Annotated in this window: 19 protein-coding genes; 15 read left to right on the forward strand and 4 right to left on the reverse strand. The window is 39.1% G+C overall.

Features of this window, described 5'->3' with window-relative positions; genetic code table 11:
• Nucleotides 1-112: 112 nt before the first annotated feature.
• The 5 genes from HMPREF3279_RS04835 (at nucleotide 113) to rnd (ending at nucleotide 6,267) form a co-directional block, all read left to right on the forward strand.
• Nucleotides 113-2,035, forward strand: coding sequence for a DNA repair helicase YoaA (locus tag HMPREF3279_RS04835; protein ID WP_070868236.1), 1,923 nt, complete (start codon nucleotides 113-115; stop codon nucleotides 2,033-2,035).
• Nucleotides 2,036-2,037: 2 nt separating this feature from the next.
• On the forward strand, nucleotides 2,038-2,748 hold the full coding sequence (gene tsaB, locus HMPREF3279_RS04840) for a tRNA (adenosine(37)-N6)-threonylcarbamoyltransferase complex dimerization subunit type 1 TsaB (protein ID WP_070868237.1): 711 nt from the start codon (nucleotides 2,038-2,040) through the stop codon (nucleotides 2,746-2,748).
• A 20-nt stretch (nucleotides 2,749-2,768) separates the two neighbouring features.
• Nucleotides 2,769-3,311 (forward strand): Slp family lipoprotein, encoded by a 543-nt coding sequence (locus tag HMPREF3279_RS04845; RefSeq protein WP_070868238.1) that lies wholly within the window; start codon nucleotides 2,769-2,771, stop codon nucleotides 3,309-3,311.
• Nucleotides 3,312-3,357: 46 nt separating this feature from the next.
• On the forward strand, nucleotides 3,358-5,046 hold the full coding sequence (gene fadD, locus HMPREF3279_RS04850) for a long-chain-fatty-acid--CoA ligase FadD (RefSeq protein ID WP_070868239.1): 1,689 nt from the start codon (nucleotides 3,358-3,360) through the stop codon (nucleotides 5,044-5,046).
• Between the two features lie 69 nt (nucleotides 5,047-5,115).
• Nucleotides 5,116-6,267: a ribonuclease D gene (gene rnd, locus HMPREF3279_RS04855; RefSeq protein WP_070868240.1), complete on the forward strand. Its 1,152-nt coding sequence runs from the start codon at nucleotides 5,116-5,118 to the stop codon at nucleotides 6,265-6,267.
• A gap of 87 nt (nucleotides 6,268-6,354) precedes the next feature.
• On the opposite strand, the gene pta is transcribed toward rnd, so the two are convergent.
• Together pta and HMPREF3279_RS04865 are read right to left on the reverse strand one after the other, a co-directional pair.
• Complete coding sequence (gene pta, locus HMPREF3279_RS04860) at nucleotides 6,355-7,806, reverse strand: phosphate acetyltransferase (RefSeq protein WP_070868241.1); 1,452 nt, start codon at nucleotides 7,804-7,806, stop codon at nucleotides 6,355-6,357.
• A gap of 64 nt (nucleotides 7,807-7,870) precedes the next feature.
• Complete coding sequence (locus tag HMPREF3279_RS04865; RefSeq protein WP_049367673.1) at nucleotides 7,871-9,076, reverse strand: acetate kinase; 1,206 nt, start codon at nucleotides 9,074-9,076, stop codon at nucleotides 7,871-7,873.
• Nucleotides 9,077-9,297: 221 nt separating this feature from the next.
• Here HMPREF3279_RS04865 and yfbV point away from each other — a divergent pair, with 221 nt between their 5' ends.
• The 3 genes from yfbV to purF all read left to right on the forward strand — a co-directional run bounded on the left by yfbV (nucleotide 9,298) and on the right by purF (nucleotide 11,872).
• Nucleotides 9,298-9,744 (forward strand): terminus macrodomain insulation protein YfbV, encoded by a 447-nt coding sequence (yfbV, locus tag HMPREF3279_RS04870; protein ID WP_049365554.1) that lies wholly within the window; start codon nucleotides 9,298-9,300, stop codon nucleotides 9,742-9,744.
• A gap of 104 nt (nucleotides 9,745-9,848) precedes the next feature.
• Complete coding sequence (locus HMPREF3279_RS04875; RefSeq protein ID WP_005696203.1) at nucleotides 9,849-10,340, forward strand: CvpA family protein; 492 nt, start codon at nucleotides 9,849-9,851, stop codon at nucleotides 10,338-10,340.
• Nucleotides 10,341-10,354: 14 nt separating this feature from the next.
• A complete protein-coding gene (gene purF / locus HMPREF3279_RS04880; protein ID WP_070868242.1) occupies nucleotides 10,355-11,872 on the forward strand; it encodes an amidophosphoribosyltransferase in 1,518 nt (505 codons plus the stop codon).
• Between the two features lie 124 nt (nucleotides 11,873-11,996).
• Here the strand turns inward: purF and dacB are convergent, their stop codons facing one another.
• The gene (gene dacB / locus HMPREF3279_RS04885) at nucleotides 11,997-13,436 is read right to left on the reverse strand and encodes a serine-type D-Ala-D-Ala carboxypeptidase (protein WP_070868243.1); all 1,440 of its coding nucleotides are present in this window, start codon (nucleotides 13,434-13,436) and stop codon (nucleotides 11,997-11,999) included.
• A 152-nt stretch (nucleotides 13,437-13,588) separates the two neighbouring features.
• On the opposite strand from dacB, the gene greA reads away from it, so the two are divergent.
• A complete protein-coding gene (gene greA, locus HMPREF3279_RS04890) occupies nucleotides 13,589-14,065 on the forward strand; it encodes a transcription elongation factor GreA (RefSeq protein ID WP_005697514.1) in 477 nt (158 codons plus the stop codon).
• A 32-nt stretch (nucleotides 14,066-14,097) separates the two neighbouring features.
• Here greA and yhbY read toward each other — a convergent pair whose 3' ends face one another.
• On the reverse strand, nucleotides 14,098-14,397 hold the full coding sequence (yhbY, locus tag HMPREF3279_RS04895; protein ID WP_005696198.1) for a ribosome assembly RNA-binding protein YhbY: 300 nt from the start codon (nucleotides 14,395-14,397) through the stop codon (nucleotides 14,098-14,100).
• A gap of 166 nt (nucleotides 14,398-14,563) precedes the next feature.
• On the opposite strand from yhbY, the gene rlmE reads away from it, so the two are divergent.
• From rlmE to HMPREF3279_RS04925, 6 genes are all read left to right on the forward strand, one after another.
• Nucleotides 14,564-15,196, forward strand: a complete 633-nt coding sequence (gene rlmE / locus HMPREF3279_RS04900) for a 23S rRNA (uridine(2552)-2'-O)-methyltransferase RlmE (RefSeq protein ID WP_070868244.1) — start codon at nucleotides 14,564-14,566, stop codon at nucleotides 15,194-15,196.
• Nucleotides 15,197-15,288: 92 nt separating this feature from the next.
• Nucleotides 15,289-17,187 (forward strand): ATP-dependent zinc metalloprotease FtsH, encoded by a 1,899-nt coding sequence (ftsH, locus tag HMPREF3279_RS04905; protein ID WP_070868245.1) that lies wholly within the window; start codon nucleotides 15,289-15,291, stop codon nucleotides 17,185-17,187.
• Nucleotides 17,188-17,301: 114 nt separating this feature from the next.
• Nucleotides 17,302-18,129: a dihydropteroate synthase gene (gene folP, locus HMPREF3279_RS04910; RefSeq protein WP_070868246.1), complete on the forward strand. Its 828-nt coding sequence runs from the start codon at nucleotides 17,302-17,304 to the stop codon at nucleotides 18,127-18,129.
• A gap of 76 nt (nucleotides 18,130-18,205) precedes the next feature.
• Nucleotides 18,206-19,540 (forward strand): phosphoglucosamine mutase, encoded by a 1,335-nt coding sequence (glmM, locus tag HMPREF3279_RS04915; protein WP_070868247.1) that lies wholly within the window; start codon nucleotides 18,206-18,208, stop codon nucleotides 19,538-19,540.
• A gap of 70 nt (nucleotides 19,541-19,610) precedes the next feature.
• The gene (gene sixA, locus HMPREF3279_RS04920) at nucleotides 19,611-20,084 is read left to right on the forward strand and encodes a phosphohistidine phosphatase SixA (RefSeq protein ID WP_049365546.1); all 474 of its coding nucleotides are present in this window, start codon (nucleotides 19,611-19,613) and stop codon (nucleotides 20,082-20,084) included.
• 180 nt (nucleotides 20,085-20,264) lie between these two features.
• Nucleotides 20,265-20,696: prolipoprotein diacylglyceryl transferase (locus HMPREF3279_RS04925; protein WP_070589796.1), on the forward strand; the 432-nt coding region annotated here is incomplete at its 3' end.

Below are 20,696 nucleotides of genomic sequence, written 5' to 3' on the forward strand. Positions count from 1 at the left end.
GAACCCCGAGCTGAATGGCTTGGGGTTTTTGTTTTATATAAAATATTAGAATTCATATATAAATGAGTCTAATAATGATAAAATCTTCGCCTATTTCTAGATAGCAATAATTATGAAAAAACAGATAAGTAAGATCTTTTCCAGTGATGGCGAATTGAGTAAGAATATCAAAGGATTTAAGCCACGAGCTGAGCAGCTTGAAATGGCTCAATCTGTAGGATATGCTATTCAACATAAGCGATCGCTTGTTGTAGAAGCTGGAACAGGCACAGGAAAGACTTTTGCTTATTTGGCGCCGGCACTTATTGCAGGAAAAAAAACAATCATTTCAACTGGCTCTAAAAATCTACAAGATCAGCTTTTTTCAAGAGATCTTCCCGCCATAAAAAAAGCCTTAAATTATTCAGGAAAAATTGCGTTATTAAAAGGGCGATCTAATTACTTATGTTTGGAGCGTCTGGATCAAGTTATCGCTCAAGGTGTGCTTGGTGATAAATCTGTTTTAGCCGATTTAAGTAAAGTAAGAAAATGGAATAATGCAACGAAAACAGGTGATTTAGCAGAATGTATTGAATTGGCTGAAGATAGCCCAATTTTGCCTCAATTGACGAGTACGGCAGAAAGTTGTTTGGGAACAGATTGTCCCAACTACGCTGAATGCTATGTAGCACAAGCTCGTAAAAAAGCGTTAAATGCAGATCTCGTTGTTGTAAATCACCACCTTTTCTTTGCTGATATGGCGGTAAAAGAAAGTGGCTTTGGTGAGCTTATTCCCAATGCAGAAGTCATTATCTTTGATGAAGCACATCAACTTCCCGATATAGCTAGCCAGTATTTTGGCCAATCATTAACCTCTCGCCAGCTATTTGATTTATGTAAAGATATCAATATTGTTTATCGAACAGAATTGAAAGATATGCCACAGCTTGGCACAACGGCAGATACATTGCTTAAAGTCATTCAGGATTTTCGCCTTCTTCTTGGGGAAGGAAATCAGAGAGGAAATTGGCGTGAGCTATTTAAACAAAGTGCGGTCAAAAAATCGGTTGAATTATTACAAGAAAAAATAGAGTTTCTTTCTGAAGTTATCAAGATTGCATTAGGTCGCTCTCAGACTTTGGATAGTATTTTTGAACGCACTGAAAGTATCAAGAATCAATTAACGCGTCTTTGTGATACGGCTATTGTTGGTTATTGTTATTGGTACGAAAGTATGGGGCGACAATTTGGTTTGCATATTACGCCACTTACTGTCGCAGATAAATTTGGTGAACAGCTAAATAATAAAGAAGCAGCTTGGATTTTCACCTCGGCGACGCTTGAAGTTGGAGGCACTTTTAATCATTTCTGTCAGCGACTTGGTATTGAGCAAGCAGAACAAAAAATTCTTCACAGTCCTTTTGATTATCCTAATCAATCGCTACTTTGCGTACCACGTTATTTACCGGCAACAAATCAAAATAATACGTTACAATCTCTTGGTGAAATGTTGTTGCCTATCATTGAAGCGAATAAAGGGCGATGCTTTGTGCTTTGTACTTCCTATTTAATGATGAGAGGCTTAGCTGAGTATTTTAGAGAAAATAGTGAGCTTTCTATCTTATTACAAGGTGAAATGCCTAAAGCAAAATTACTCGAACAGTTTATTCATGAAACTCATAGCGTGCTGGTTGCAACTTCTAGCTTTTGGGAGGGCGTGGATGTCCGTGGTGATGCTCTTTCCTTAGTCATTATTGATAAATTGCCTTTTACCGCACCAGATGAACCTTTACTAAAAGCACGTATTGAAGATTGCCGATTACAAGGAGGCGATCCATTTAATGATATACAGATCCCTGAAGCGGTTATTACGCTGAAACAAGGTGTAGGACGCCTAATTCGAGATGTAACAGATCGTGGTGCGGTAATTATTTGTGATAATCGTCTTGTTATGCGAAATTACGGCGAAACCTTTCTAAAAAGTTTACCTAATTCAACCCGTACCCGAGATCTCAACAAAGTGGTACAATTCTTACAAAATGAGAAAATGGATTAATAATGAAAAATATCACCTTATTAGCACTTGATACTTCAACAGAAGCCTGTTCTGTTGCACTTTGGCATAAAGGCGAAAAAACACATCTAGATGAATTAGCGCAACGTACACACACAAAACGTATTCTTCCAATGGTTGATGAGTTACTTGCCAATTCAGGTATCAATTTGAAACAATTAGATGCGTTAGCATTTGGACGCGGCCCGGGTAGTTTTACTGGTGTTCGTGTTGGTGCAGGGATTGCTCAGGGGCTTGCATTAGGGGCTGATTTACCTGTTATTGCGGTATCAAATTTAACTGCAATGGCTCAGGCTGCATTTGAATTACATCAAGCTGAAAATGTGGCCGCAGCCATTGATGCGAGAATGAATGAAGTTTATTTTTCTCAAGTAAAACGAGAAAAAGAGCGGTCAGAATTGGGTGAGTTTTTCCAATGGAACCCTGTCATTGAAGAACAAGTTTGCCAACCAGAAAAAGTACTTGAGCAGCTTTCAGATTTAACCGCCTATCGAGTCGGCACTGGTTGGGCAGCGTATCCTCAATTTAAAGACAGTGGTTTAGAAGGGAGTGATATTATTTTACCTTCTGCACAATATATGCTTGAGCTTGCTTTAACAGATTATGCTCAAAATAAAGTCATATCCGCCTTAGAAATTGAACCTGTTTATTTGCGTAATGAAGTAACTTGGAAAAAATTACCTGGGCGTGAATAATTTTCAAAAAGGAGTTGAAGATGAATAAAAAAACGATCTTAGTTTTGACCGCACTTTCGGCCACATTAGTGGGATGTGTCAATGCACCGAAAGGGCTGGAAAAAGAGCAGTTTACTTTAAAATCATTATCTTCAATTCAACCGAGTGATTATGGCTGTCAGTGCAAATCAATTCGTTTGGGCGGAAAAGTATTAACAGCACAAGCCTTGCCAAATAAAACTAAGATTGAAGTATTAAGCTATCCAGTTTATTCAACCTCAGCAAAACCTATGATTGATGAACAACCTAATGGACGTTTTATCACTTATCTTGATGGTTTTGTGGAGCCAGAAAGCTTAAAAGATCAATTTATTACAATTGGTGGTACCTTGCTGAAAACAGAACAAGGCAAGGTTGATCAAGCCAATTATATTTATCCGGTTATTAAAACCAATCATTATCGTGTCTGGAAGCTTTCACAAAGTTATTATTATCCAGATGATATGTGGGATGATTGGGGCTTTTTCGGTAGACGACCGTATTATTGGTATGGTGAGCCTGAAATTCGCTATTATCTCTATTAACTAAATGATAAAATTAAGAAAATTTTCCAAAGAATAAGGATAAAAAATGGAAAAAGTTTGGTTTCAAAATTATCCAGAAGGTTCACCAACCACGCTGGATACCTCAAAATATGATTCGATTCTCGATATTTTAGATAAAGCAATTCGTGAGCATCCAGACCGTCCAGCTTATATCAATATGGGACAAGTGCTAACTTTTCGCAAATTAGAAGAGCGTAGCCGTGCATTTGCCGCTTATTTACAAAATGAATTGAAGCTAGAACGTGGTGAGCGTGTTGCATTGATGATGCCGAATTTATTGCAATATCCTATTGCGCTTTTTGGTATCTTACGTGCTGGTTTGGTTGTGGTAAATGTGAATCCACTTTATACCCCGCGTGAATTAGAACATCAGTTACAAGATAGCGGCGCAACAGCTATTGTTGTGGTTTCAAACTTTGCTTCAACCTTAGAAAAAATTGTATTTAACACTAAAGTGAAGCACGTGATTTTAACAAGAATGGGCGATCAGCTTTCTTTTGGTAAGCGTAATTTGGTCAATTTTGTGGTGAAATACGTTAAAAAGTTAGTGCCAAAATATAAATTACCGAATGCCGTCACTTTCCGTGAAGTATTGAGTATTGGTAAATTTCGCCAATATGTTCGTCCTCAAGTAGATCGTGAAGATCTAGCCTTTTTACAATATACAGGCGGAACGACAGGTGTTGCTAAGGGTGCTATGCTGACACATGGCAATATTATTACCAATATTTTCCAAGCTAAGTGGATTGCAGAGCCATTTATTGGCGATCATGCTAAGCAACGCGTTGCCGTACTGGCTTTACCGCTTTATCATGTTTTTGCCTTAACGGTAAACTGTTTACTTTTCTTAGAGCTTGGCGTGACTGCGCTTTTAATTACGAATCCACGTGATATTGATGGCTTTGTTAAAGAGCTTAAAAAATACCGCTTTGAAGCGATTACAGGGGTAAATACCTTGTTTAATGCGCTGCTTAATAATGAAAATTTCAAAGAAGTGGATTTTTCACGATTAAAACTTTCTGTTGGCGGCGGTATGGCGATCCAGCAATCAGTCGCAACACGTTGGCATGATTTAACTGGCTGTAACATTATTGAAGGTTACGGCATGACAGAATGTTCACCGCTAATTGCCGCTTGTCCGATTAATGTGGTGAAACATAATGGTACAATCGGTGTACCAGTGCCAAATACTGATATTAAAATTATCAAAGATGACGGCTCGGAAGCGCAACTTGGTGAAGCAGGAGAGCTTTGGGTTAAAGGTGAACAAGTTATGCGTGGCTATTGGCAACGTCCTGAAGCGACTGCTGAAGTGCTTCAAGATGGTTGGATGGCAACGGGTGATATCGTCATTATGGACGAGAGCTATAGCCTCCGTATTGTTGACCGCAAAAAAGACATGATCTTAGTTTCAGGCTTTAACGTTTATCCAAATGAAATCGAAGATGTGGTGATGCTAAATTATAAAGTCGCTGAAGTGGTCGCTATTGGTGTGCCACATGAAGTGTCGGGAGAAACCATCAAAATCTTCGTCGTGAAGAAAGATGATAGCCTCACGCGCGATGAATTACGCCAGCATTGCAGACAACATCTCACAGGTTATAAAGTCCCGAAAGATATTGAGTTTCGCGATGAGTTGCCGAAAAGTAATGTCGGCAAAATTTTAAGACGCATACTGCGTGATGAAGAAATAGCAAAACGCGCGCAACATTAATTAAATCAGGGATATGTGTTCATATCCCTGTTTAGTCTTTACTTCTATTTGAAAATACATCCTATTACAATGATAAAAGAATGCCAAAATCAACCGCACTTTACATTAATTCAAAATAATGAAGAACTTGCTCAGGTTTGTCAGTTAGCTCGTCAGCAAAGTGCGGTCGCTTTAGATACTGAATTTATGCGGGTATCGACCTATTATCCTAAATTAGGATTAATTCAACTTTATGATGGTGAACGTGTTTCATTAATTGATCCTTTATCCATCACTGATTTTTCGCCTTTTGTGGAATTGTTTCGCGATGAGCAGGTAACAAAAATCTTGCATGCATGTAATGAAGATTTATTGGTTTTCTTGCAAGAGTTTGATGCGCTTCCACAACCTATGATGGATACGCAAATTATGGCGCGTTTTTTAGGTTTTGCTAATTCAGCGGGCCTGGCCAAATTGGTGTTACATTATTTAGGCATTGAAATGGATAAAGGGGCAACACGTACAAACTGGCTAAAACGCCCACTTTCACCTGTACAGCTACAATATGCAGCAGGGGATGTATGGTATTTATTGCCGGTCTATCAAAAAATGCAAATAGAATTAGTGCAATCACCTTGGCTTCAAGCAGTAATTGATGATTGCCAGCTTACGATCTCGAAAACCAGTAAATTAGACGATCGCGATCCAAATAAAGCTTATTTGGATATTCCGAATGTTTGGAAATTGAATCCGCTAGAATTAGCGCGTTTACAGCTATTAGCTAAGTGGCGACAAGAAACTGCAATGGCACGAAATTTAGCCCTTTCTTATGTGGTGAAATCGGATAACCTTTGGAAAGTAGCAAAAAATAATCCTCGCAATACGTCAGAAATGCTAGCGCTTGGATTATCTGAAAATGAAGTGCGTGTACGCGGCAAAAAGATGCTTCAATTGTTAGCACAAAGCCGCCGAATTTCCCCTTATGATTACCCTAAACGCTTAGTGCGTATTGTGGATGATCCTCGTTATAAAAAGGCAATTCGATTGTTACAAGAAAAAGCTTATGAATTGACACCAAAAGGATTAACCCTCGATATTTTGGCGAGTAAACGAAATTTAGAAGATCTCATTAAATGGGTTTGGCTAAAAAATGAAGATATGACAAAACTGCCTGATTTACTTTTAGGGTGGAGAAGAGAAATTGGCTTAAAGCTGGTTGAATACTTAAAATCCGTAGAGTAGTCATTAAAAACAAGCCTAAAAATAACCGCACTTTGAATCATCAAAAGTGCGGTTATTTTCTTTAGTGTTTTACAACGATGGCTTTAATTAAGCTTGAGTTGCTTGGATCGCGGTTAATGCGATGGTGTAGATGATATCATCCACTAATGCACCACGAGATAAGTCATTAACCGGTTTACGCATACCTTGAAGCATTGGACCTACAGCTACTAAATCAGCAGAACGTTGAACCGCTTTATAGCCGATGTTACCCGCGTTGATATCAGGGAATACAAATACGTTTGCTTGGCCAGCTACTTTAGAGTTTGGTGCTTTAGACGCTGCTACATCTTTCATTACAGCTGCATCGTATTGTAATGGACCGTCGATTAATAAATCAGGACGTTTTTCTTGTGCAATACGCGTTGCTTCTTTCACTTTCTCTACAGATTGACCTGAACCAGAAGTACCGGTTGAGTAAGAAAGCATTGCCACTTTCGGATTTAACCCAAATGCTTTTGCCGATTCAGCGGATTGGATTGCGATTTCAGCCAGTTGTTCAGCAGTTGGTTCTGGGTTTACTGCACAGTCACCATACACTAATACTTGGTCTGGTAATAACATGAAGAACACAGATGAGATAATTGAGCTACCTGGTGCTGTTTTGATGATTTGCATCGGTGGACGAATGGTATTTGCAGTGGTGTGAACGGCACCAGAGACTAAACCATCTACTTCGCCCGCTTCTAACATCATGGTACCTAATACAACGGTGTCTTCTAATTGTGCGCGTGCTTGTTCTTCCGTTAAACCTTTAGATTTACGTAATTCAACCAAACGAGCAACGTAGTTTTCGCGTACGTCAGCTGGGTTGATGATAGTCACATCAGCACCTAGAGTTACCCCTTGTTCTGCAGCGACTTTTTTCACTGATTCAGGATCTGCTAACAATACTGATTTTGCGATACCGCGTTCTGCACAGATAGCTGCCGCTTTAACTGTACGAGGTTCATCACCTTCTGGTAATACGATGGTTTTACCTGCTTTGCGTGCTAAATCAGTTAATTTGAAACGGAATGCCGCTGGAGAAATACGCGCTTCACGAGCAAGTGGTGCAGAGATTGCATTCGCTAATGCTTGCGCATCTAAGGTTTTAATTTTGCCTGCTTGCGCACCAAATACACCTAAGATGTCAGCGTTGTTCACACCGCCAAATTCTGAAGCAACGGCTTCTACTAATGTGCCTTCTTCATTGTTTGCCACTAAGATAATTTGTGCATCTAAGGTTTGTGCAATCGCGAAGTTTAAGCTATTTGCAAAAGGCGCTTGAGCTGAAGGTTGAACACCTTTAACAACCACTAAATTTGCATTTAATGCTTGGAAATCAGCAACGATTTTTTCTAATAATACGTCTCTTTGATTATTTGCGATTAATGCTTGAGCGGCTTTTACATCTTCTACTGCATTGAATACGACAGCGCCTGTTGTTTTAGCTGCGTCTAATGCTGCCGCTAAATTTGCTTCTGCGCTAGTTGGAATAAGAATAACTGCTTTAGTCATTTTGATATACCTTTTAATGAATGAAAAAACCTGCTGATTTCTCAGCAGGTTTGAAGAAAGTTGATTAGCCCGCTAAACGTGCTGTATCTTGTGCAATTACTAATTCTTCGTTAGTTGGAAGAACGATCGCTTTGAATGCAGAGTCATCAGCAGTGATTACGCCTGATTTGCCAAAGCGAGCAGCAAGGTTACGTTCTTTGTCTAATTTGATGCCGAATAATTTTAAGTGGCCTAACGCTAATTCACGAACGTGAGCAGAGTTTTCACCGATACCACCAGTAAATGCGATGGCATCTAAGTGATCATCACCTAAAACGGCCATGTATGCACCGATGTATTTCGCTAAACGGTAGCTGTAAACATCTAATGCACGTTTTGCTTCTGGTTTAGAGGCATCGTCGTAGTTATCTTCTGCATAACGGCAGTCACTCGTTACTTCAGTTAAACCTAAAAGACCTGATTTTTTCACTAAAGTCTCTTCGATTTGATCCATTGACATACCTAAGTTTTTGTATAGGTAGAAAACGATCGCTGGGTCGATGTCACCACAACGTGTACCCATTACTAAACCTTCTAACGGGGTTAAACCCATAGAGGTATCGATACATTTACCATGACGAACCACAGAAACAGAACCACCGTTACCTAAGTGACAGATGATTGCGTTTACTTGGTCTGCTGGTTTGCCTACGTATTCAGCGACTTCGCGAGAAACGAAGTAGTGGCTGGTACCGTGTGCACCGTAGCGACGTACGCCGTGTTCTTTGTAAAGTGAGTATGGAAGTGCATATAAGTATGCTTCTTCAGGCATAGTTTGGTGGAATGCTGTATCAAATACTACAACGTTCTTATCTTTTAAGTGTGGGAATGTTTTGAATGCTTCACGGATACCGATTAAGTGAGCAGGGTTGTGAAGTGGAGCAAATTGTGCTGCATCTTCAATACCTTTAACCACTTCATCTGTTACAACAACAGATTGGGTGTATTTCTCACCACCGTGAACGATACGGTGGCCAATCGAGGTGATAGAGTTTTTAAGCTCATCAGTCATAATGTTTGACGCAATGAAGTTAAGCGCTTCTGTGTGCGCTGCACCAGCACCTAAATCTGCGCTACCTTTTTCACCGTTAAGTTTCCATTTGATACGAGCTTCAGGAAGATAAAATGCTTCTGCTAAGCCTGATAATTTTTCTTCACCTGTTGCAGGATCAAGGATTGCAAATTTTAATGAAGAACTACCACAGTTAAGGATGAGAACAAGTTTTGACATAGGAACCCTATTTTTGATTGAGGTTAATAAAAATCCATTCAAAAGAACAGACTACAAATCTTGCATAGAATACACCTTTTGGCGTATAAAATAAATTAACTGGAGGGGAAAAATACGATCTTTTATTAAAAAAGTTGAAAATTTCAACAGTTTCTAGTTAAGGATGACAATTAAACCTAAACTAGAGTATTATAAGTGCGGTTATTTTCTAGGATGTTTTTATGTCATCATTTTTTTCAACCTTAAAACGTGGACAAATATATTTGCAAACGTGGCCATTAGAAGCGAAACTCGGTATTATTTTCCCCGAAAATCGCATTATTAAAGCCACAAAATTTGCACAGAAGTTTATGCCTTTTATGGCAGTATTTTCGGTGGTTTGGCAACAGCTTTATGCCAAGACGGATCTTACTGCATTAGCGATTGCTATTTTGACCGCACTTTGTGCGTTAGTGATGCCATTACAAGGCTTATACTGGTTGGGAAAACGTGCAAAATCACCGTTAGAACCGCAAAGTTCTCAGTGGTTTTATGAGATTAGTGAACGTTTAAGAAAACAACATGAAAGTTTGCCAACCGTGCAAGATAAACCGACATATCAGCACTTGGCAGAAGTACTACAAAAGGCACAGCAAAAATTAGACAAAGCATTTTGGCAGGAAATCTAGTCAATGGCTTCAAATTTAATTGACGCAAACGTTTTCCTTTTGTTGTTTTTTATGTAAAATACTGCGGTCGCAATGGCGGCCCTTTTTAATTGAGAGACTATTTAATGATTGATTACATTATCATTGGCATCATCGCATTTTCGATTATCGTGAGTTTATTACGAGGGTTTGTGCGAGAGGTGATGTCCCTTGCAAGTTGGGTCGTTGCATTTATTGTCGCTAGCCAATTTTATCCTTATCTCGCCACTTATCTTACTCAAATCGAATCTGACTATGTGCGTAACGGCACAGCAATCGGCATTTTATTTGTTTTAACTTTAATTGTAGGTGGCATTGTTAATTATGTGATTAGCCAATTAGTGGATAAAACAGGACTTACCGGAACAGATCGTGTTCTTGGTGCGGCATTTGGCTTAATTCGTGGGGCGTTAATCGTTGCTGCGATCTTATTCTTCTTGGATACCTTCACTAACTTTGAACAAACCGATTGGTGGAAAGAATCAAAATTAATTCCTCATTTCGGCTTCATTATTGAATGGTTCTTCCAACAACTACAAGCAAGTTCTAGTTTTTTAAACTCAACTTTTAAACAATAAGGTAGTCAATCAGTATGTGTGGAATTGTCGGTATCGTTAGCCAAAATCCGGTTAATGAATCCATTTATGCAGCATTAACGTTATTACAGCATCGAGGTCAAGATGCGGCGGGGATTGTCACAATCGATGATGAAAACCGCTTTCGTTTGCGTAAGGCTAATGGTCTTGTAAGCGATGTATTCAGACAAGAACATATGTTACGTTTACAAGGTCATGCAGGCCTCGGACATGTACGTTATCCAACCGCTGGCAGTTCAAGTGTATCTGAAGCGCAGCCTTTCTATGTTAACTCACCTTATGGTTTAAGCCTTGTTCACAATGGCAACTTAACCAATTCAGACGAATTAAAAGATAAATTATTTAAAGAAGCACGTCGTCACATAAATACTAATTCGGATTCAGAACTTCTTCTCAATATTCTTGCAAATCATTTAGATAGAGTGAATAAATACCATCTCGATCCGCAAGATATTTTTAATGCAATTCGTGCGACACACAAAGATATCCGTGGTGCTTATGCATGCTTAGCGATGATTATTGGACATGGCATGGTAGCATTTCGGGATCCGTTTGGTATTCGTCCACTCGTGTTAGGTAAACGAGAAGAAAACGGCTTTGTAGAATATATGTTTGCCTCTGAAAGTGTGGCATTAGACGTAGCAGGTTTTGAATTAGTGCGTGATGTTGCGCCAGGTGAAGCGATTTATGTAACCTTTGATGGCCAACTCTATGCTGAGCAATGCGCAGAAAGTGCGGTCTTAAATCCATGTATTTTTGAATACGTGTACTTTGCTCGTCCTGATTCAACAATAGACGGCGTGTCTGTTTATGCCGCACGAGTTCACATGGGCGAACATTTAGGTAAAAAAATTGCAAAAGAATGGGCGGATGAAGCAGATAACATTGATGTAGTGATTCCAGTACCAGAGACTTCAACAGATATTGCTTTACAGATTGCGAAAATCTTAGGCAAACCTTATCGTCAAGGTTTTGTGAAAAACCGCTATGTTGGCCGTACATTTATTATGCCTGGCCAAGCACAACGTATTAGTTCAGTCCGTCGCAAGCTCAATACGATTAAAGCAGAATTTAAAGACAAAAATGTGTTATTAGTCGATGATTCTATTGTTCGTGGTACAACATCTGAACAAATCGTGACTATGGCTAGAGCGGCTGGTGCGAAGAAAATTTACTTTGCATCTGCGGCACCAGAAATTCGTTATCCGAATGTGTACGGTATTGATATGCCTACAAAACAAGAACTTATTGCCTATGGCCGTAATGTTGATGAAATTGCGAAATTGATTGGCGTAGATAAATTAGTTTTCCAAGATCTTAAAGCGCTGACAGAATCAGTACGCCAAGAAAACCCAGCTATTCAAGGCTTTGATTGTTCAGTCTTTACTGGTGAATATATTACGGGTGATATCACTCCAGAATACCTTGATAGCATCGCTTCTCAACGTAGTGATTCGGCAAAGAAAAAACGGGAAAAAGATGCAAGCAACCTTGAAATCCATAATGAAGGTTAAGCATATTTAAGAGCGTAAAAAAGCACTAATTCAATGAGAATTTAGTGCTTTTTCTTTTTGATTAAATAGAAAGAAAAATGACCGCACTTGATGTATTCAAAGTGCGGTCATTTTTTTATGCGTTTTAGTCTTTATAAAGATCGTTATAAAGCGTACTTTCAAATTGCACAAGTGGTGCTCGTTTTGTCTTACTTTCTAAATCACCAGTTGAATAGCCATTGATAAATTGAACGAAAGCCACTTTTTCACCACGTGCATTGGTCATAAAACCGGCAAGGTTATATACCCCTTTCAATGAGCCAGTTTTAGCAATGACGTTTTTTACCAGTGGTGGATTAATTAAGCTACCACGCCCACTGATTGTGCCATCCACACCTGCAATTGGGAAAGTTTCCATTAAGTGTAATTTATCTTCGTTTTTGGCGATGTATTCCAAGACTGAAAGCATGGTTTTCGGTGCAACTAAATTATGACGAGAAAGACCCGAACCATCAGCTAGGATGCTGTTACCAAATTTAATGCCTTGTTTTTGCAATACGGATTTCACTGCTAATGTGCCTAATTGGAATGAAGCAGGGCGTTTATAGTAGTTGTAGGCTACCGCTCTAAATAAAGCATCGGCAATTTGGTTATCCGATTTTTTCATCATTTTTTTCAATAGCTCAGGTAACGGTTTAGATAAATGCTGGGCGAGTTTTTGTCCTTGCTGTGGTTTTTGAGGTTGTTTTACCTGACCGGTAAATTCAATACCAAGACGTTTTAATTGACGTTGAATAATGGCAGCCGCGTAGGCATCTGGATCTTGCACGGCGAAGCTAAGCCCAAATGGTTTAGTTTGGCGTGCAATACAGCCTTTTACTTGATAGCGGTTATTGTCATGGACAACGACGTCTAACTGGCAATAACCGGCTTCTTGCTGATCCACAATATAAACTTGCCCAAAAACTTGAATAGGGAATTGAGCGGGAACGTTAATTTTGACTGTTTCACCTACAGGTTGATTTGCATCCAGCTCGGCATAGAAGCAGTTATTATCGATATTTGCTGCAGCAGGAGGGGAGTTAAAGCACATTGTAAGATCGTTCCAAATCCAACCTAACCCACGATCATGGCTAGCAAATACAGAGGTATCTAAAATAAGATCTCCATTGATTTTCTGAATGCCTTGGTTTTTTAAATTAGCTAATAGGCTATAAAGTTGTCCGCTGGTCAGATCGGGATCGCCAGTAAATTGCACAACAAGATCGCCTTCTAAAACATTATTCTGAATTTTTCCGTTACTTAAAAGTGAGGTTTCAAATTGGAAGGCATCACCTAATACTAATTTAGCAGCAACGGCTGTGAAAACTTTTTGTGTACTGGCAGGCAACATAAACGTTGAACCATTGTAGTCTGCGATAATTTGATCTTTATTGAGGTTTTTGGCAATGATACTGGCAGAAGCACCTTCAGGTAGGTATTGGGTAATAGAAGCCACATTAACTTCAGCCATAGAGGAAAAAGAAAAGCCGAGTGTGATAAGTGCCGCTTTAAGTGCGGTCGAAATAGAAGATTTTTTAGTCATTTTTAGTTCTGTTATGGTTGCTATTTTTCTCAAGACGAATAATAATAAGCTCCGAACTCAATAGAGTAAATCATTTTTTATTTTTCATTGACTGCGGCAAGGTTGCAAGACGTTGTCGTGGTTTTGTTTTTACCAAATTTCAAGGAAAAAGAATGAAACAAATTCCAATGACCGTGCGCGGTGCGGAGCTATTACGTCAAGAATTAGATTTCTTAAAGAATGAGCGTCGCCCTGAAATTATCAAGGCGATTGCTGAAGCACGTGAGCATGGTGACTTAAAAGAAAATGCAGAATATCACGCTGCGCGTGAACAACAAGGTTTTTGCGAAGGGCGTATTCAAGAAATTGAAAGCAAACTTGCAAATTGTCAGGTTATCGATGTCACTAAATTACCAAATAACGGAAAAGTTATTTTTGGTGCGACAGTTGTATTAGTGAATACCGATACTGATGAAGAAGTCACTTACCAAATTGTGGGCGATGATGAGGCAGATATTAAATCAGGTTTGATTTCTGTGAATTCACCGATTGCTCGTGGCTTGGTAGGGAAAGAGTTGGATGATACCGTAAATATTACCACACCAGGTGGAACGGTTGAGTTCGAGATTATTGAAGTAAATTACATCTAAAAAAACATCCCCTCAAATTGAGGGGATAACAATTATTTACGAGGTAGCTGGATTTTACCTTCCTCGCTTGGTCGATAAAGCACCAAAATATGTCCGATGGTTTGAACGTTAGATGATTTGGTTTCACGAACAATCGCATCAATAATTAATTGTTTGGTTTCGCGATCTGCGCCAGCAATTTTTACTTTGATTAATTCGTGATGATTTAACGCATTATCGATTTCGGCTAATACACCTTCGGTTAAGCCGTTACCTCCAAGCATGACGACAGGGCTAAGGTGATGAGCGAGTCCTTTTAAAAATTGTTTTTGTTTTGTTGATAATATTGTCATAAGGAATCCTTTAAATAGATGAATATGAGTCAAAAAAAGACCGAAAAGAGCGGTCAGAAAAAACGTGGTTTTTCAGCACTTTTTGGTAAGTCTAGCCTTGAATTTGGCAGATTGTACCCAAATATAGACGAAACTACTACAAAAAATAGTACAAAAGAAAGAGATTATGGGAAAGAAAAAACGTTCGGCGAGTTCTTCTCGTTGGCTAAACGAACATTTTAAAGATCCGTTTGTTCAGAAAGCACATAAACAAAAATTACGCTCACGTGCTTACTTTAAGTTAGATGAAATTCAACAAACGGATAAATTGTTTAAACCGGGAATGACAGTGGTGGATCTCGGTGCCGCACCAGGTGGTTGGTCACAGTATGTTGTGAGCCAAATTGGTGGAAAGGGAAGAATCATTGCGTGCGATATTTTGGACATGAATCCAATTGTCGGCGTTGATTTTTTACAAGGTGATTTCCGTGATGAAAATGTGTTGAATGCATTATTAGAACGTGTTGGGGAAGCTAAAGTTGATGTAGTGATGTCCGATATGGCACCGAATTTTAGTGGTATGCCATCGGTTGATATTCCGCGAGCAATGTATTTAGTGGAACTGGCTTTAGATATGTGTAAGCAAGTTTTGGCGAAAAAAGGCAGTTTTGTGGTCAAAGTATTCCAGGGAGAAGGCTTCGATGAGTATTTGCGTGAAATTCGTTCACTCTTTAGTGTCGTAAAAGTACGTAAGCCAGAGGCCTCTCGTGGGCGTTCTCGCGAAGTTTATATTGTAGCGAGTGGTTATAAAGGCGAATAATTGCTTTGATAGCTTTTCATTGTGTCACGGATGAGATAGTATCTCGTTTTATTTTAATTAACTTAAGAAAGGCAGGTTAAACCTTGAACGATATGGTCAAAAATCTAGTTCTATGGGTTGTGGTAGCAATTGTCATGATGACAGCTTACCAAAGTTTTAATTCTAATGGCGTGAGTGACTCAACAGATTACACAACTTTTGTGTATGATGTGAGTAATAGTCAAGTGAAAGAAGCGCGTTTTGATGCGAATGAAATCACTGTGACCAAAAATGATGGTTCTAAATATATGACCGTCATGCCACCGTTGGAAGATAAAAAGCTCTTAGATGACTTACTAAATAAAAAAGTTAAAATCGAAGGTACGCCTTTTGAAAAACGCAGTTTATTATCACAAATTTTAATTTCGTGGTTCCCAATGTTATTCCTTGTAGGGGTATGGATTTTCTTCATGCGTCAAATGCAAGGTGGCGGTGGTAAGGCCATGAGTTTTGGTAAAAGCCGCGCTAAAATGCTGAACCAAGATCAAATCAAAGTGACTTTTGCGGATGTTGCAGGTTGCGACGAGGCAAAAGAAGAAGTCGGTGAAGTAGTTGATTTCTTGCGTGAACCTAAAAAATTCCAAAACCTTGGTGGTAAAATTCCAAAAGGGATTTTAATGGTAGGCCCTCCAGGTACAGGTAAAACCTTATTAGCAAAAGCTATTGCGGGTGAAGCAAAAGTGCCTTTCTTTACCATTTCAGGTTCTGACTTTGTAGAGATGTTTGTGGGGGTTGGTGCTTCTCGTGTACGTGATATGTTTGAGCAAGCGAAGAAAAATGCACCATGCTTAATCTTTATTGATGAAATTGATGCGGTAGGTCGTCAACGTGGTGCCGGCTTAGGTGGTGGACACGATGAGCGTGAACAAACTCTTAATCAAATGTTAGTTGAAATGGATGGTTTCGGTGGTAACGAAGGCGTAATCGTTATTGCAGCAACTAACCGTCCAGATGTACTTGACCCAGCATTAACACGTCCAGGACGTTTTGACCGTCAAGTCGTTGTGGGTTTACCGGATGTGAAAGGTCGTGAGCAAATTTTAAAAGTTCACATGCGTAAAGTGCCTGTCGCTGATGATGTAGATGCCATGACACTGGCTCGTGGTACACCCGGTTATTCAGGTGCAGATTTAGCGAACTTAGTAAATGAAGCGGCATTATTTGCTGCACGTAGCAATAAACGTACTGTATCGATGCTTGAGTTTGAAAAAGCCAAAGATAAGATCAATATGGGGCCTGAACGCCGTACCATGATCATGACGGATAAACAAAAAGAATCGACAGCATACCATGAAGCAGGTCACGCCATTGTGGGTTACTTAGTACCTGAACATGATCCTGTTCATAAAGTGACGATTATTCCTCGTGGTCGTGCATTAGGTGTAACTTTCTTCTTACCTGAAGGCGATCAAATTAGTATCAGCCAAAAACAATTAGAAAGTAAACTTTCCACACTATATGCAGGACGCTTAGCTGAAGATTTGATTTACGGTGAAGAAAATATTTCTACCGGTGCATCCAACGATATTAAAGTGGCAACCAATATTGCACGTAATATGGTGACCCAATGGGGCTTCTCAGATAAACTCGGTCCGATTCTTTATACTGAAGATGAAGGCGAAGTATTCTTAGGGCGCTCAATGGCGAAAGCAAAACATATGTCTGACGAAACAGCACATGCAATTGATGAAGAAGTTCGTGCGATTGTAAATCGTAACTATGCGAGAGCAAGACAGATTTTGATCGACAATATGGATATTCTTCACGCCATGAAAGATGCGTTAGTGAAATATGAAACCATTGAAGAAGAACAAATCAAGCAATTGATGAATCGTGAGCCTGTTACACCACCATCTGGTTGGGAAGATAACAAAGACACGAAACCAACAGCAAAACCGCAAGAAGAGAAAACTGAAAGTGCGGTTAATCATTCAGAAGATCCTGAAGCATAAAAATAAAGCCTTCCTAATTTGGAAGGCTTTTTTATTTATTATTTCATTCTTTTCATGACTATATTCCGTTATAATCTAACCTTTCGAATTTGATTTAAAAATTGACCGTACTTTATGAAACTTTATGCTAACAACAAATGTCTAGATTTATCATTCCCTCAAATTATGGGAATTTTGAATTTTACACCTGATTCGTTTTCTGATAGCGGGCAGTTTTTCAGTCTAGACAAAGCATTATTTCAAGTTGAAAAAATGCTGAAAGAAGGTGCAACAATTATTGATATTGGCGGTGAATCAACTCGTCCAATGGCGGAAGAAGTGTCTGAAGCTGAAGAATTGCAACGTGTGATACCTTTGGTTGAAGCGGTAAAAAAGCGTTTTGATTGTTGGATTTCAGTTGATACTTCTAAAGCTGTGGTAATGCAAGAAGCGGCGAAGGTCGGCATGGATTTAATCAATGATATTCGTGCTCTACGTGAACCTGGCGCACTCGAAATAGCAGGACAGTTGAATTTACCCACTTGTATTATGCACATGCAAGGACAACCTCGTACAATGCAAACTAATCCACATTACGATGATGTGGTTCAAGATGTTTATCAGTTTTTAACTGATAGAACTCAAGCTTGTTTAACAGCAGGCATTGCCAAAGAAAATATTATTTGGGATATGGGGTTTGGTTTTGGTAAAACAGTACAGCATAACTACAAGCTTTTACAACAGTTGGCTCACTTCTGTGAAAGCGGATATCCTGTTTTAGCAGGGCTTTCACGTAAATCGATGATTGGTGCTGTATTAGATAAGCCCGTGACTGAACGTGTTGTAGGAAGTGTAGCCGGGGCATTAATTGCGGCTCAAAATGGTGCGACAATTTTGCGTGTACATGATGTAGCTGCAACGGCAGATGCCTTGAAGGTATGGCAGGCAACGCAACAAGCGTAAAAAACTAACAGATTTTATATGTTGTAGAATAAATGATTTCTGCAACATCATTATTCAAATTTAATAAGGAATAAACATGGCAAATCGTAAATATTTTGGTACTGATGGTGTACGTGGAAAAGTAGGTACATATCCAATCACACCTGATTTCGCATTGAAATTAGGTTGGGCAGCAGGTAAGGTTTTAGCCTCTCAAGGTTCTCGTACGGTATTAATTGGGAAAGATACTCGTATTTCTGGTTATATGTTGGAGTCAGCACTTGAAGCCGGCTTAGCAGCAGCGGGCTTAACTGCTGCATTTACCGGTCCAATGCCAACACCTGCCGTGGCGTATTTAACCCGCACTTTCCGTTTAGAAGCGGGAATTGTCATTTCGGCATCACATAACCCTTATTATGATAACGGGATTAAATTCTTCTCTTCACAAGGCACAAAATTACCAGATGATATTGAAGAAGCGATTGAAACCATGCTTGATCAGCCAATGGATTGTGTGGAGTCTGCTGATTTAGGTAAAGCAAGCCGTATCAGTGATGCCGCAGGACGTTATATTGAATTTTGTAAAAGCACTTTCCCTGCTCATTTAGGTTTAGATGGTTATAAAATTGTGGTAGATTGCGCAAATGGTGCGACCTATCATATTGCGCCAAATGTATTACGTGAGTTAGGTGCGGAAGTGATTGAAATTGGTACTGATCCAAACGGAATCAATATCAATGAAAAATGTGGTGCAACCGATGTAAAAGCGTTACAGGAAAAAGTGCTTGAAACTAAAGCAGATGTTGGTCTCGCTTATGATGGTGATGGTGACCGTATTATGATGGTGGATCACTTAGGTAATAAAGTAGATGGTGACCAAATCCTTTTCATTATTGCTCGTGAAGCTTTACGTTCAGGTCAGCTAAAAGGTGGCGTAGTGGGCACATTAATGAGTAATATGAGCTTAGAGATTGCGTTAAAAATGTTAGGTGTACCTTTTGTGCGAGCTAACGTTGGCGACCGTTATGTGTTAGAAAAAATGGTAGAACATAGCTGGACGCTAGGCGGAGAAAACTCAGGCCATATCATTATTGCTGATAAAAATACGACAGGTGATGGTATTATTGCATCACTAGCTGTATTAAGTGCAATGGTTCAACATCGTTTATCTTTAAACGAGCTTGCAAGTGCGGTGAAATTATTCCCTCAAGTACTCATTAATGTTCGTTTTGCTGGTGGTGATAATCCATTAGAAAGTGAAGCGGTAAAAGCGGTAGCTGCAGATGTGGAAAAACGTTTAGAAGGCAAAGGTCGAATTTTACTGCGTAAGTCTGGTACTGAGCCTCTTATTCGCGTCATGGTCGAATGTGAAGACGGTGTACTTGCAAAACAATGTGCAGAAGAAATTGCAGAAGCAGTGAAAGCGAATTAATAAAGTGGGGGCTTGCCCCCATTTTTGATCCATAAAATTTATCTTTTATTATTTTTAGGAAAGCAAAGACATGAAAATTTTTATTATGCGTCATGGAGAAGCTGAAGTTGTCTCTTCATCAGACGAGGCTCGGCATTTAACCGACTATGGACGCAAACAATCAATATTACAAGGTCAATGGCTTAAAAACCATCTAAATTCAACCGCACTTTCAGTTCAGAAAGTGATTGTCAGTCCTTATGTAAGAGCACAAGAAACGTTTGAGCTTGTAAATTCAGCCTTAGGTAACACGCTTAATGATATTGAAATTTGGAGTGGGATTACACCTTATGGTAATGCTACATTGGTAGCTGATTATCTATCTGTTTTGCAAGAAGAAGGTACTGAAAGTGTTTTACTCGTTTCTCATTTACCTTTAGTAGGCAGTATTGTTTCAGAGCTTTACGGTAAGCGAAATCCAATTAGTTTTTACCCTTCAACGATTGTTCAAATTGAGTGGAATGGTGAAAAAGGCACCATTGAAGCTTTCCATTATCCAAAATAGAATGGCTAAAATACGAAAAACAAAGTTTATATGATTTACTTTTTAAAAGCAGTCAAAAATAAGCAACACCTAAAAATGTGTATTTTTAGGTGTTTTTTTAAAATTTTTTTGATAGACTGAAAATGAGCTATAAATGAATAGCTTAAATTAAGCCATCATAATGACACAAGGAGAGTAGCTATGAACAATAAAATCGAAGATAAAGCAACTGAAGTAAAAGATACGACAGTGAATGCTGCAACACAAGTTAAAGATGCATTATTTGCAGCGGCTAACTATATTAAAGATGCTGTGACACATAAAGCGTCTGAGGCAAAAGAAGTGGTTGAAGACAAAGCTACTGAAGTGAAAGATGTAACTGAAGATAAAGTATCTGAAGTAAGAAAAGCAGTTTCTGAAGCAAAAGAAGCAATCGATGATAAAGCTGCTGAAATGAAAAAAGCAATCGATGACAAATTTTCTGAAGTAAAAAGAGCCGTCGAAGATAAAGCATCAGAAGTGAAAAAAACAGTTTCAGAAGCTACAGATGAAGCGGCAGATAAAGCAGCAGAGCTAAAAGATGCAGCTGAAGACAAAGTTGCTGAAGTGAAAGATGCGGCTGAAGATAAAGCA

The organism is Haemophilus sp. HMSC71H05, from assembly GCF_001838635.1.
GTDB lineage: Bacteria > Pseudomonadota > Gammaproteobacteria > Enterobacterales > Pasteurellaceae > Haemophilus_D > Haemophilus_D parainfluenzae_R.